Origin of the sequence: Streptococcus mitis (assembly GCF_001281025.1) — a bacterium.
In the GTDB taxonomy this organism is placed as follows: domain Bacteria; phylum Bacillota; class Bacilli; order Lactobacillales; family Streptococcaceae; genus Streptococcus; species Streptococcus mitis_AK.
This window is the reverse complement of the sequence record NZ_CP012646.1, coordinates 1,868,968-1,881,545: the sequence shown is the minus strand read 5'-3', so window position 1 is coordinate 1,881,545 and position 12,578 is coordinate 1,868,968. Positions and strand designations below refer to the sequence as shown.

Genomic DNA, 12,578 nt, shown 5'->3' with positions numbered 1-12,578 from the left:
TAAAATTTTAGTAAAAAGGATTGACCTTGGGAAATCCCTTGGATACAATAGAAGAAAACGATTACACGTTAAGGTGACTTAACGGACAGTAAAAGGAGAATTCATATGACACAACATCTTACTGCTGAAACTCTTCGCAAAGATTTTTTTGCTGTTTTTGGTCAAGAAGCAGACCAAACATTCTTTTCACCAGGTCGTATCAATTTGATTGGTGAGCACACAGACTACAACGGTGGGCACGTTTTTCCTGCTGCTATTTCCTTGGGAACTTACGGTGCAGCTCGTAAGCGTGACGACCAAATTTTACGTTTCTACTCAGCTAACTTTGAGGAAAAGGGCATTATCGAAGTGCCTTTAGCGGATCTCAAGTTTGAAAAAGAGCACAACTGGACCAATTATCCAAAAGGAGTTCTTCATTTCTTGCAAGAAGCTGGGCACGTGATTGACAAAGGTTTTGATTTTTATGTTTATGGGAATATTCCAAATGGTGCTGGCTTGTCTTCTTCAGCATCCTTGGAACTTTTGACAGGAGTCGTGGCAGAGCATCTCTTTGATTTAAAATTAGAGCGTCTCGATTTGGTTAAAATCGGCAAACAAACAGAAAATAACTTTATCGGAGTCAATTCTGGTATCATGGACCAGTTTGCTATCGGAATGGGAGCGGACCAACGTGCTATTTACTTAGATACTAACACTTTAGAGTATGACTTGGTGCCACTTGATTTGAAGGACAATGTCGTTGTTATTATGAACACCAATAAACGCCGTGAATTGGCGGACTCTAAATACAATGAACGTCGTGCTGAGTGTGAAAAAGCGGTGGAAGAATTGCAAGTTGCCTTAGATATTCAGACCTTGGGTGAATTGGACGAGTGGGCCTTTGACCAATACAGTTATCTGATTAAAGATGAAAATCGTTTGAAACGTGCTCGCCATGCTGTGCTTGAAAACCAACGTACTCTCAAAGCCCAAGTAGCCCTTCAAGCAGGAGATTTGGAAACATTTGGTCGCTTGATGAATGCATCTCACGTTTCCCTAGAGCATGATTATGAAGTAACTGGTTTGGAATTGGATACTCTTGTTCACACAGCTTGGGCACAAGAAGGAGTTCTCGGTGCTCGTATGACAGGGGCAGGTTTTGGCGGATGTGCCATTGCTTTGGTGCAAAAAGATGCTGTTGAGGCCTTTAAGGAAGCTGTTGGTAAATACTACGAGGAAGTAGTTGGCTACGCTCCAAGCTTCTATATCGCTGAAGTTGCAGGTGGCACTCGCGTCCTTGACTAGTCAAAAGGAGGCTTTATGGTGACCTTAGTAGATAAATTTGTAACATATGTCATTTCTGAAAGTTCATTTGAAGAAATGGATCGAATCTACCTGACCAATCGTGTCTTGGCTCGAGTGGGAGATGGTGTTTTGGAAGTTGAGACGGATCTGGATAAAGTGATTGACCTCAAGGACCAGCTGGTTGAGGAAGCCGTTCGATTAGAGACGATTGAGGATAGTCAGACTGCGCGTGAAATCCTTGGTGCTGAACTGATGGATTTGGTGACCCCTTGTCCGAGTCAGGTCAATCGTGACTTCTGGGAAGCTTATGCCCACTCTCCTGAGCAAGCGATAGAGGATTTTTACCAACTCAGTCAGAAAAATGACTACATCAAACTCAAGGCTATTGCTAAAAATATAGCTTATCGTGTTCCATCTGACTATGGAGAACTTGAAATTACCATCAATCTCTCTAAGCCTGAAAAGGATCCGAAAGAGATTGCGGCTGCCAAGTTGGTGCAAGCTAGTAATTATCCACAGTGTCAGCTTTGTCTAGAGAATGAAGGCTACCATGGTCGGGTCAACCACCCAGCTCGCAGCAATCACCGGATTATCCGTTTTGAAATGGCTGGTCAGGAGTGGGGCTTCCAGTATTCGCCCTATGCTTATTTTAATGAGCATTGTATTTTCTTAGACGGCCAGCACCGTCCCATGGCCATTAGCCGGCAGAGCTTTGAGCGTTTGCTGGCTATCGTAGAGCAGTTTCCAGGCTATTTTGCTGGCTCTAATGCCGACCTGCCGATTGTGGGTGGCTCTATTCTAACTCATGACCACTATCAGGGAGGCCGTCACGTATTTCCTATGGAATTGGCTCCCTTGCAAAAGACTTTCCGTTTTACTGGTTTTAAGCAGGTCAAGGCTGGAATTGTTAAGTGGCCAATGTCAGTGTTGCGTTTGACTTCGGCTTCCAAAGAGGATTTGATCAACTTGGCTGATAAGATTTTGCAGGAATGGCGTCAGTATTCAGACCCTGAAGTGCAGATTTTGGCTGAGACTGATGGGACACCGCATCATACCATCACACCCATTGCCCGTAAACGCGATGGACAGTTTGAGTTGGACTTGGTCTTGCGAGACAATCAGACATCGCCAGAGCATCCTGATGGCATCTATCATCCCCACAAGGATGTCCAACATATCAAGAAGGAAAATATCGGCTTGATTGAGGTCATGGGCTTGGCAATCTTGCCACCACGTCTAAAAGAAGAGGTGGAGCAAGTCGCTAGCTATCTTGTAGGAGAAGCTGATACAGTTGCCGATTATCATCAGGAATGGGCAGACCAACTCAAAGTCCAACATCTAGACCTAACAGATAAAGAAAAAGCCCTTGAAATTGTCAAGGACTCTGTTGGTGCTATCTTTGCACGTGTACTTGAGGATGCAGGAGTCTACAAGCAAACGGAACAGGGACAAGCAGCCTTTATGCGCTTTGTGGAGCAGGTCGGAATTTTGCCAGACTAGGAGCTTTCTCCTTGCACAGTCCTATAAAAAGTAGTATCATAGTGTCGTTTGAAATATCAGGAGGAAACGATGAAAGATTTTCATTTTGACGCTATATCTGCCTTTGAAAATTATGAAATTGAAAAAATGAGAGATGGTCACGTTGTGGTGACGACCAAAGTAGTGGACTCGTCGCTCAACTACTATGGCAATGCCCATGGTGGCTATCTCTTTACCCTTTGCGACCAGATCAGTGGTTTGGTGGTTATCTCGCTGGGACTTGATGGGGTGACACTACAATCCTCTATCAACTACCTCAAGGCAGGAAAACTCGACGATGTGTTGACTATTAAAGGAGAATGTGTCCATCAAGGTCGCACAACCTGTGTCGTGGATGTGGATATTACCAATCAAGAGGGCAGAAATGTCTGCAAAGCAACCTTTACCATGTTTGTCACGGGTCAGCGGTCAGAAGAAAGACAGGTAAGGATATAGAGAAACAAAAAAAAAGAGGCTTACACCTCTTTTTCTTATTTCTTTTTATGATTTAATACAGCATTGAGTACAATGGCGAGTAGGCTGGCTACGACGATTCCGTTTGAGAAGAACATTTGGAAGGCTGTCGGCATGCTGACAAAGAGATTACTGTTATTTAGACCGACACCTGCAGCGATTGAAACAGCTGCAATAAGGAAGTTATGTTCATTGTTAGCAAAGTCAACACGAGCGAGAATTTGCATCCCTTGAATGGATACAAAACCAAACATCACCAGCATGGCACCACCGAGGACAGGGCTTGGAATGATTTGGGCAAGGGCGCCAAACTTAGGAAGGAGTCCAAGGAGAACCAGGAAACCAGCTGCGTAGTAGATTGGCAGGCGAGTCTTGATACCTGATAATTTAACCAAACCAACGTTTTGTGAAAATCCTGTGTAAGGGAAGGTGTTAAAGATTCCTCCGAGAAGTACGGCCAAGCCTTCTGCGCGGTAACCGTTGCGAAGGCGTGTGCTGTCGATTGGGTCTTTCGTGATATCAGACAAGGCTAGGTAAACACCAGTCGACTCAACCATAGACACCGTTGCGATGATACACATCATGACAATAGATGAGATTTCAAAGGTTGGCATCCCAAAGTAGAGTGGAGTTGGGACATGGACGAGCGGTGCTGCCGCAACAGGAGAGAAATCAACCAAGCCCATGCTAGCAGCAATGGCAGTTCCAACAACCAGACCAATCAAAATAGAGATAGATTTGATAAATCCTTTGGTAAAGATGTTAATCAAGAGGATAATCAAAACAGTGATAGCTGCAAGCAAGAGACTTTGACCAGTTGGCTCTGGAACGTTATTTCCCATATTTCCAATAGCGACAGGAATCAAGGTTAAACCAATCGTGGTAATAACAGATCCTGTTACGATAGATGGGAAGAGATTGGCAACTTTTGAGAAGATGCCTGAAACAAGAACCACGTAAATCCCTGATGCGATAAGGGCACCAAACATAGCACCACTACCATGGCTTTGCCCAATCATAATCAAGGGAGCGACGGATTGGAAAGCAACTCCAAGAACGACTGGGAGTCCAATTCCAAAGTATTTGTTGAGTTGGAGTTGGAGGAAGGTTGCCACCCCACACATGAAGATATCTGTGGAAATCAGGTAGGTCAACTGCTCAGTTGAATAGCCAAGGGCTGTCGCAATCATGATGGGAACCAGGATAGATCCTGAGTACATGGCTAGTAAGTGCTGCAAGCCAAGAACGGCTGCTTGTGAATGTTTTTCTTGAGTTTGCATTAGAGATCTGCCTCCTTAAATACGACTTGACCATTTTCAAAACGATCCAAACGAGCGAGTGATAGGACAGGATAGCCTGCTTTTTCAAGCAAATCACGGCCATCTTGGAAGGATTTTTCAATCACAATACCGATAGCTTCGACTGTGGCACCAGCTTGTTCGATGATTTGAATCAAGCCTTTAGCAGCTTGGCCATTAGCAAGGAAATCGTCGATAATCAAGACCTTGTCCTCTGGTGAGAGGAATTTTCCAGCGATAGAAACGGTACTGGTCACTTGCTTGGTAAAGGAGTAAACTTCGGCAGTTAAGATTCCTTCGTTCATAGTGATGTTTTTAGCTTTTTTAGCAAAAATCATGGGAACGTTTAAGACTTCAGCTGTAAAAATGGCTGGGGCAATACCTGACGCTTCAATGGTCACGACTTTGGTAATACCAGCAGAAGCAAATTTTTCCGCAAAAACCTTACCAATCTCTCGCATCAAGCTAAAGTCAACTTGGTGGGTTAAAAAGGAATCCACCTTGAGGATGTTATCACCCAAGATATGCCCATCCTTGAGGATGCGCTCTTCTAATAATTTCATAAGACCTCCTAAAGTCTAAAAGCCAATCCATTTGCTTGTTTATGGTTTCTAGCAAGAAATAGAAAAAGAACTTACTTAATCTCTAAGCAAGTCCCCCAAATAGGCATGGCAAAAACGGCCATACCTCACTCTGACTTACTTATTGTTAGGTGTTCCGGCACCTTGTAGAAACGTCGTGCCAATTCACGACATAAACAAGTAAAATGATATTCAATTTTAAATAGGCTTGAGCCAATGTTTTTATTTTACACTAAATAACTTTAGAAATCAAATATTTTGTTAGTGTTTTGGTTTTAAAAACGAACAAATATAATAAAAATAGGCAAAAATCAACTTATTGGCTAACATTTAGAAGGTTTTTCCATCATAAAAGGCATATTATCAAGTTTTTAAACACTTGACAATATGTCTTTTTTACTTTAAAGACTTTTTCCAAATCTTTATTATTCTACTCGCTAAATCTTAAAAAATAGCCATCTGGATCCAAAATCGCAAATTCATGGGGATATATAAAGCTATCTCCTACTCGAAATTCTCTTTTTGTCAGGGGACGATGGATAGGATAGTCAGCTTCCAGCAGTTTTTGGTGGAGCTGAGGAACATCTGCAATGCCAAAGGAAATATTGACACCGCGCCCGAAAGGATAGGTCAGCTGAGCTAATTCTTTTACGCTGCCTTCTTCTAGCATAAGTTGGCAGTCTTCAAGCGAGAGGAAGAGAAATTTCTCCTCTGGACGCTCGTATTCGACAGAGAATCCTAGCAGGTTGCAGTAGAAGTGGCGTGATTTTTCGATGTCAGATACTACAAATTCAGGAATGACAGCTTGATAGTCCATTCGTTTTCTCCTTAGAGTTCAATCTCCATGACAATAGGTGTATGGTCTTGGCGAGCTCCCGAGTCGATCATATCAGACTTAGTCACCTTGTTAGCGATGCGGTTACTTGTGAGCCAGTAGTCAATTCTCCAGCCAGTATTATTGATTTTAGAGGTCTTGCTGCGCTGTGCCCACCAAGTGTAGCGTTCTGGAACATCGCCGTGAATGTGGCGGAAGGTATCAGTAAATCCAGTTGCTAAAAGGTTGGTAAATCCAGCACGCTCCTCGTCGGTAAATCCTGGTGAACGGCGGTTGCTAGCAGGATTTGCAAGGTCAATCTCATTGTGGGCCACATTGTAGTCACCGGTTGCAAGGACTGGTTTTTCTTTGTCTAGTTGAGCCAAATACTCAGCATATTTGACATCCCATACTTGACGTTCTTCCAAGCGTTTGAGGCCGTCTCCAGCGTTTGGAGTGTAAACTTGGGTCACGAAAAATTTATCAAATTCTAGAGTGATGATACGACCTTCCAAGTCCATGGTAGAAGGGGCACCGATTTCTGGGAAAGTGACAGTGGGTGTGAGTTCTTTCTTATAGAGGAACATAGTACCAGCATAGCCTTTACGGGCAGGTTCTTGGGAAGAGCGCCACGTGTTTTCGTAGCCTGGGAAGAGTTCTTCTAAAATTTCCAAGTGTTTCTTTGTAGGGCCTTTGGCAGAAAGCTTGGTTTCTTGGATAGCAATGATATCAGCATTTTCAGCGACCAAGGTTTGTAGGACTTCTTGGGACAATTTGGCACGAGCTGAGTCACTAGTTAGGGCTGCATTGAGGGAATCAATATTCCATGAGATAAGTTTCATAAAGTTACCTTTTTCATTCAGATTATAGATTTTATTATACCAAAAAAAGGTCTATTTTCCCAACGTATGGTTTGAAAAATCACCCTCTTTCGTTTATAATAAAGAATGATTTTATGAAAGGGAGTGAAAATAAATGAAATTTTACTCATATGACTATGTGCTTAGCCAAATCAGTCAACAAAATGGAATCATGATTGGCTTTGGGATTGTGCTCCTAGCTATCACAGGATTTTTTGCTTTTAAGGCTTATCGAGATAAAAAGGGGACTAAGTTTCGGGAATTGGTCATGATTTTGGCCTTGACCTTGGTAGCCATGCTTTTGGTAACAATCTCAAAATACCAGACCAATCAAGCCTCTAACAATCAATTTCAAACCTCACTTCATTTCATAGAGGTTGTTTCCAAAGACTTGGGGGTGGATAAATCAGAAGTTTACGTTAATACTTCAGCTGCCACTGATGGAGCGCTTGTCAAGGTAGGTCCAAATTTCTACCGCGCCATGAACGGGAGCCAACCAGACAAGTATCTTTTAGAGAAATTAGAATTGAATCAAACAGACGCTATTGAATTGGTGGAGGTAAACAAATGACACTCAACTATATGGAAATTTTAATCAAACTGGCCTTGGGTCTTTTCTCTCTTGTTTTTGTTATTAATGTGACAGGAAAGGGGAATCTAGCACCTAACTCTGCTACAGACCAAATTCAGAACTATGTTCTTGGTGGTATCATCGGTGGGGTAATTTACAATAGTTCAATCAGTATCCTGCAATACACAGTGATTTTGATGATGTGGACGATTTTGGTTTTGACCCTAAAGTGGCTCAATAACAATGTTCGCTTTGTCAAACGCTTGATTGATGGGAAACCAACTCTCCTCATCAAAAATGGGCAGATTGACCCAGAAGCCTGTCGTTCAGTTGGCTTGTCTGCATCGGATGTAGCCCTCAAACTTCGTAGCCAAGGGATTTTCCAGATGAAGCAAGTTAAACGAGCTGTGCAAGAACAAAATGGCCAACTCATCGTGGTTCAAATGGGAGATGAAAATCCTAAGTATCCAGTTGTGACTGACGGTGTGATCCAAGTCGATGTCTTGGAATCGATTGGTCGTAGCGAAGAGTGGCTGCTTGATAATCTCAGCAAGCAAGGGCATGACAATGTAGCCAACATCTTTATCGCTGAGTATGACAAGGGTGCTGTTACAGTCGTAACCTATGAATAAGAAAAACCTGGGGTCTTGTACTCTTCAAAAATCAAATTCAAACTGCGTCAACGTCGCCTTGCCGTACTCAAGTACAGCCTGCGGCTAGTTTCCTAGTTTGCTCTTTGATTTTCATTGAGTATTGGCCTCAGGTTTCCATTTGCAATCAGAAAGGGATTTTATGTCCATTATTCAAAAACTTTGGTGGTTTTTCAAGTTAGAAAAACGCCGTTATCTAGTCGGGATTGTGGCCCTGGTCTTGGTTTCCGTCCTCAATCTCATTCCACCTATGGTCATGGGGCGGGTCATTGATGCCATCACATCGGGGCAATTAACCCAGCAGGACCTCCTTCTTGACCTATTTTACTTGCTCCTTGCAGCCTTTGGGATGTATTATCTGCGCTATGTTTGGCGTATGTATATCCTCGGAACCTCCTACCGTTTGGGGCAGATTATGCGGTCTCGCTTATTTGAGCATTTCACAAAAATGTCTCCAGCCTTTTATCAGACCTATCGAACGGGAGACCTGATGGCACACGCTACAAATGATATCAATGCCTTAACCCGTCTGGCAGGCGGCGGTGTTATGTCTGCGGTGGATGCCTCCATCACAGCTTTAGTGACCTTGCTAACCATGCTTTTTAGCATCTCATGGCAAATGACCTTAGTTGCCATTTTGCCCCTGCCTTTCATGGCTTATGCGACCAGTCGTCTAGGGAGAAAGACCCACAAGGCCTTTGGTGAATCACAGGCTGCCTTTTCTGAACTCAATAATAAGGTGCAGGAGTCTGTATCAGGTATTAAAGTGACCAAGTCTTTTGGGTATCAGGCGGACGAGTTGAAATCCTTTCAGACAGTCAATGAATTGACCTTCCAAAAGAACCTCCAAACCATGAAATACGATAGTCTCTTTGACCCCATGGTTCTTTTATTTGTTGGTTCCTCCTATGTTTTAACGCTCTTGGTCGGCTCCTTGATGGTTCAGAAAGGGCAGATTACAGTTGGGAATCTAGTTACCTTTATCAGCTATTTGGATATGCTGGTCTGGCCTCTTATGGCCATTGGCTTCCTCTTTAATATCACTCAGCGAGGGAAGGTTTCTTACCAACGGATTGAGGATCTTTTGTCTCAGGAATCACCTGTACAAGACCCTGAGTTTCCTTTAGATGGCATTGAAAACGGGCGCTTGCAGTACGATATTGATAGCTTTGCCTTTGAAAATGAGGAAACATTGACGGATATTCACTTTAGTTTGGGAAAAGGGCAAACCCTGGGCTTGGTTGGTCAGACAGGCTCTGGAAAAACGTCCTTGATCAAGCTTCTCTTGCGTGAGTACGATGTGGATAAGGGAGCCATTTACCTAAACGGTCACGATATTCGCGATTATCGTTTGACAGACCTTCGCAGTCTCATGGGCTACGTCCCTCAGGACCAGTTCCTCTTTGCGACTTCAATCTTAGACAATATTCGCTTTGGGAATCCTGATTTAACACTTTCAGCTGTCGAGGAAGCTACTAAGCTAGCCCAAGTTTACCAAGACATTGTAGCCATGCCTCAGGGATTTGATACGTTGATTGGCGAAAAGGGAGTCAGTCTTTCTGGAGGTCAAAAGCAGCGTCTGGCCATGAGTCGGGCTATGATTTTAGACCCTGATATCTTGATTTTGGATGATTCTTTGTCAGCCGTGGATGCCAAGACGGAGTATGCGATTATCGACAACCTCAAGGAGACGCGAAAGGACAAAACAACCATTATCACTGCCCATCGCCTCAGCGCGGTTGTCCATGCAGATTTGATTTTAGTCCTGCAAAATGGTCAAATCATCGAACGAGGCAGGCACGAAGACTTGCTAGCTTTGGATGGCTGGTATGCCCAAACCTACCAGTCTCAGCAGTTGGAAATGAAAGGAGAAGAAGATGCAGAGTAAGAAAGAACAATGGACTGTATTGAAGCGCTTGATGTCCTATCTCAAGCCTTACGGCCTCCTGACCTTTTTGGCACTCAGTTTTCTCCTAGCGACGACGGTCATTAAAAGTGTCATTCCTCTTGTGGCCTCCCACTTTATCGACCAGTATCTCAGCAATCTCAACCAACTCGCTGTGACCGTTTTGCTGGTCTACTATGGCCTTTATATCCTTCAAACTCTGGTCCAGTATGTTGGCAATCTTCTCTTTGCGCGGGTATCCTACAGCATCGTTAGAGATATTCGTCGCGATGCCTTTGCCAATATGGAGAAACTCGGCATGTCTTATTTTGACAAGACGCCAGCAGGCTCTATCGTCTCTCGTTTGACCAATGATACTGAGACCATCAGTGATATGTTTTCGGGGATTTTATCTAGCTTTATCTCAGCAGTTTTCATCTTTCTGACAACTCTTTATACCATGTTGGTGTTGGATTTTCGTTTGACTGCTTTAGTCTTGCTCTTTCTCCCCTTGATTTTCCTTTTAGTCAATCTCTATCGGAAAAAATCAGTGAAAATCATTGAGAAAACCAGAAGTCTCTTGTCAGATATCAATAGCAAGCTGGCAGAAAATATCGAAGGAATCAGAATAATCCAGGCCTTTAATCAAGAGAAGCGCCTGCAGGCAGAATTTGATGAGATCAACCAAGAACACTTGGTCTATGCCTACCGTTCTGTAGCCTTGGATGCCCTCTTTTTGCGCCCTGCTATGAGTTTACTGAAACTCCTAGGCTATGCTGTCTTGATGGCCTACTTTGGCTATCGTGGCCTTTATCTGGGAATAACGGCAGGAACCATGTATGCCTTTATCCAGTACATCAACCGCCTCTTTGATCCCCTAATTGAGGTGACGCAAAACTTTTCAACTCTGCAAACGTCTATGGTTTCTGCAGGCCGTGTCTTTTCCTTGATTGACGAGAGGACCTATGAGCCCCTTCAAAAAGATGGGCAAGCCAAAATCCAAGAAGGCAATATTCGTTTTGAACATGTGTGTTTCTCATATGACGGGAAACACCAGATTCTGGATGACATTTCCTTCTCCGTTAACAAGGGTGAAACCATTGCTTTTGTAGGGCATACGGGTTCTGGGAAATCTTCGATTATCAATGTCCTCATGCGCTTTTATGAATTCCAGTCAGGGCGAGTTCTTTTAGATGGTGTGGATATTAGAGACTACAGTCAGGAAGAGCTAAGGGAAAATATCGGGCTAGTTTTGCAGGATCCCTTCCTCTATCATGGAACCATTAAGTCCAATATCGCCATGTACCAAGACATTAGTGATGAGCAGGTCCAGGCTGCTGCAGCCTTCGTCGATGCAGATTCCTTTATTCAAGAACTTCCTCAGGGATATGACGCCCCTGTTTCTGAGCGTGGTTCGAGTTTCTCTACTGGTCAGCGTCAGCTTCTTGCCTTTGCCAGAACAGTCGCTAGTCAGCCTAAAATCCTGATTTTGGATGAAGCGACAGCCAATATTGACTCTGAAACAGAAAGTCTGGTTCAAGCTTCACTGGCTAAGATGAGACAGGGACGAACAACCATTGCCATCGCCCATCGTCTTTCTACCATACAAGACGCCAACTGTATCTATGTTTTGGACAAGGGGCGCATTATCGAGAGTGGAACCCATGAGCAACTCTTGGCTCTGGGAGGAACCTATCACAAGATGTATAGCTTGCAGGCTGGGGCCATGTCCTAATACTCTTTGAAAATCTCTTCAAATCCATGTCAGCTTTATCTGCAACCTCAAAGCTGTACTTTGATTTTCATTGAGTGTAAGAAGGAAATCCTTCAAATTACAGATTTCTTTCACCGCCTTTTCCATTTTGTGGTATAATGAAAAATGTTGACAAATAGTATAATAAAAACAAAGGAGAAACAGCATGCTGAAATGGGAAGACTTGCCCGTGGAAATGAAATCAAGCGAGGTTGAGTCTTACTACCAGCTTGTCTCTAAAAGGAAGGGTTCGCTGATTTTCAAGCGTTGTTTGGACTGGGTTTTGGCCTTGGTTGTACTGGTTCTGACCTCTCCCATCTTTCTCATCTTGAGCATTTGGATCAAGTTGGATAGCAAGGGGCCAGTGATTTACAAGCAAGAGCGTGTGACCCAGTACAATCGACCTTTCAAGATTTGGAAGTTCCGTACCATGGTGACGGATGCAGACAAAAAAGGAAGTTTGGTGACTTCTGCTAACGATAGTCGCATTACCAAGGTTGGCAATTTCATCCGCCGTGTGCGTTTGGACGAACTGCCTCAGCTGGTCAATGTCCTTAAAGGCGAAATGTCCTTTGTCGGTACACGACCTGAAGTGCCACGCTACACAGAGCAGTATAGCCCTGAAATGATGGCGACCTTGCTTTTGCCAGCAGGGATTACCTCTCCAGCCAGCATCAACTACAAGGATGAGGACACTATCATCAGTCAAATGACGGAGAAAGGTCTGTCGGTTGACCAAGCCTATGTCGAACACGTTCTTCCTGAAAAGATGCGCTATAACCTCGCCTATCTCCGAGAGTTTAGTTTCCTTGGAGACATCAAAATCATGTTTCAAACCGTGTTTGAAGTGCTAAAATAAAGTAGTCATGAGAGAATGAGTACAGATAAAA

12 protein-coding genes and 1 riboswitch are annotated in these 12,578 nt (G+C 43.6%); of the genes, 8 read left to right on the top strand and 4 right to left on the bottom strand.

The genetic code is table 11. From position 1 onward, the window contains the following. Window positions 1–105 precede the first annotated feature (105 nt). From RN80_RS09285 to RN80_RS09275, 3 genes are all read left to right on the top strand, one after another. Window positions 106–1,284: a galactokinase gene (locus RN80_RS09285; protein WP_060628719.1), complete on the top strand. Its 1,179-nt coding sequence runs from the start codon at window positions 106–108 to the stop codon at window positions 1,282–1,284. Window positions 1,285–1,302: 18 nt separating this feature from the next. After that, complete coding sequence (locus tag RN80_RS09280) at window positions 1,303–2,784, top strand: UDP-glucose--hexose-1-phosphate uridylyltransferase (RefSeq protein ID WP_060628778.1); 1,482 nt, start codon at window positions 1,303–1,305, stop codon at window positions 2,782–2,784. Window positions 2,785–2,853: 69 nt separating this feature from the next. Further along, window positions 2,854–3,258: a PaaI family thioesterase gene (locus RN80_RS09275; protein WP_000651199.1), complete on the top strand. Its 405-nt coding sequence runs from the start codon at window positions 2,854–2,856 to the stop codon at window positions 3,256–3,258. A 35-nt stretch (window positions 3,259–3,293) separates the two neighbouring features. On the opposite strand, the gene RN80_RS09270 is transcribed toward RN80_RS09275, so the two are convergent. From RN80_RS09270 to RN80_RS09255, 4 genes are all read right to left on the bottom strand, one after another. Further along, window positions 3,294–4,556: a nucleobase:cation symporter-2 family protein gene (locus tag RN80_RS09270; RefSeq protein ID WP_004256021.1), complete on the bottom strand. Its 1,263-nt coding sequence runs from the start codon at window positions 4,554–4,556 to the stop codon at window positions 3,294–3,296. Continuing rightward, window positions 4,556–5,137, bottom strand: a complete 582-nt coding sequence (locus RN80_RS09265; RefSeq protein WP_042750555.1) for a xanthine phosphoribosyltransferase — start codon at window positions 5,135–5,137, stop codon at window positions 4,556–4,558. The genes RN80_RS09270 and RN80_RS09265 overlap by 1 nt, the downstream gene beginning before the upstream one ends. Window positions 5,138–5,259: 122 nt before the next feature. Continuing rightward, a riboswitch (purine riboswitch) is annotated at window positions 5,260–5,355 on the bottom strand. 230 nt (window positions 5,356–5,585) lie between these two features. Beyond that, window positions 5,586–5,972 carry a bleomycin resistance protein gene (locus RN80_RS09260; RefSeq protein WP_042750557.1) on the bottom strand — a complete coding sequence of 129 codons (387 nt, stop codon included), beginning with the start codon at window positions 5,970–5,972 and terminating at the stop codon, window positions 5,586–5,588. A gap of 11 nt (window positions 5,973–5,983) precedes the next feature. Further along, window positions 5,984–6,811: an exodeoxyribonuclease III gene (locus RN80_RS09255; protein ID WP_049509837.1), complete on the bottom strand. Its 828-nt coding sequence runs from the start codon at window positions 6,809–6,811 to the stop codon at window positions 5,984–5,986. A gap of 133 nt (window positions 6,812–6,944) precedes the next feature. On the opposite strand from RN80_RS09255, the gene RN80_RS09250 reads away from it, so the two are divergent. The 5 genes from RN80_RS09250 to RN80_RS09230 all read left to right on the top strand — a co-directional run bounded on the left by RN80_RS09250 (window position 6,945) and on the right by RN80_RS09230 (window position 12,547). After that, window positions 6,945–7,400, top strand: a complete 456-nt coding sequence (locus RN80_RS09250) for a DUF3290 family protein (protein WP_000675332.1) — start codon at window positions 6,945–6,947, stop codon at window positions 7,398–7,400. Next, window positions 7,397–8,032 (top strand): DUF421 domain-containing protein, encoded by a 636-nt coding sequence (locus RN80_RS09245; protein WP_020901636.1) that lies wholly within the window; start codon window positions 7,397–7,399, stop codon window positions 8,030–8,032. Before RN80_RS09250 ends, RN80_RS09245 begins: the two co-directional genes overlap by 4 nt. 160 nt (window positions 8,033–8,192) lie before the next feature. Next, window positions 8,193–9,938 (top strand): ABC transporter ATP-binding protein, encoded by a 1,746-nt coding sequence (locus RN80_RS09240; protein ID WP_060628718.1) that lies wholly within the window; start codon window positions 8,193–8,195, stop codon window positions 9,936–9,938. Beyond that, complete coding sequence (locus RN80_RS09235) at window positions 9,928–11,670, top strand: ABC transporter ATP-binding protein (protein WP_060628717.1); 1,743 nt, start codon at window positions 9,928–9,930, stop codon at window positions 11,668–11,670. Before RN80_RS09240 ends, RN80_RS09235 begins: the two co-directional genes overlap by 11 nt. Window positions 11,671–11,854: 184 nt before the next feature. Next, a complete protein-coding gene (locus tag RN80_RS09230) occupies window positions 11,855–12,547 on the top strand; it encodes a sugar transferase (RefSeq protein ID WP_000922210.1) in 693 nt (230 codons plus the stop codon). Window positions 12,548–12,578: the final 31 nt, after the last annotated feature.

What these genes read in the sequence shown, in the direction of transcription:
- RN80_RS09285 (WP_060628719.1), top strand. Translation starts at nt 106, where the DNA reads ATGACACAACATCTTACTGCTGAAACTCTTCGCAAAGATTTTTTTGCT.
- RN80_RS09275 (WP_000651199.1), top strand. Translation starts at nt 2,854, where the DNA reads ATGAAAGATTTTCATTTTGACGCTATATCTGCCTTTGAAAATTATGAA.
- RN80_RS09270 (WP_004256021.1), bottom strand. Translation starts at nt 4,556, where the DNA reads ATGCAAACTCAAGAAAAACATTCACAAGCAGCCGTTCTTGGCTTGCAG.
- RN80_RS09265 (WP_042750555.1), bottom strand. Translation starts at nt 5,137, where the DNA reads ATGAAATTATTAGAAGAGCGCATCCTCAAGGATGGGCATATCTTGGGT.
- RN80_RS09260 (WP_042750557.1), bottom strand. Translation starts at nt 5,972, where the DNA reads ATGGACTATCAAGCTGTCATTCCTGAATTTGTAGTATCTGACATCGAA.
- RN80_RS09255 (WP_049509837.1), bottom strand. Translation starts at nt 6,811, where the DNA reads ATGAAACTTATCTCATGGAATATTGATTCCCTCAATGCAGCCCTAACT.
- RN80_RS09250 (WP_000675332.1), top strand. Translation starts at nt 6,945, where the DNA reads ATGAAATTTTACTCATATGACTATGTGCTTAGCCAAATCAGTCAACAA.
- RN80_RS09245 (WP_020901636.1), top strand. Translation starts at nt 7,397, where the DNA reads ATGACACTCAACTATATGGAAATTTTAATCAAACTGGCCTTGGGTCTT.
- RN80_RS09240 (WP_060628718.1), top strand. Translation starts at nt 8,193, where the DNA reads ATGTCCATTATTCAAAAACTTTGGTGGTTTTTCAAGTTAGAAAAACGC.
- RN80_RS09235 (WP_060628717.1), top strand. Translation starts at nt 9,928, where the DNA reads ATGCAGAGTAAGAAAGAACAATGGACTGTATTGAAGCGCTTGATGTCC.
- RN80_RS09230 (WP_000922210.1), top strand. Translation starts at nt 11,855, where the DNA reads ATGCTGAAATGGGAAGACTTGCCCGTGGAAATGAAATCAAGCGAGGTT.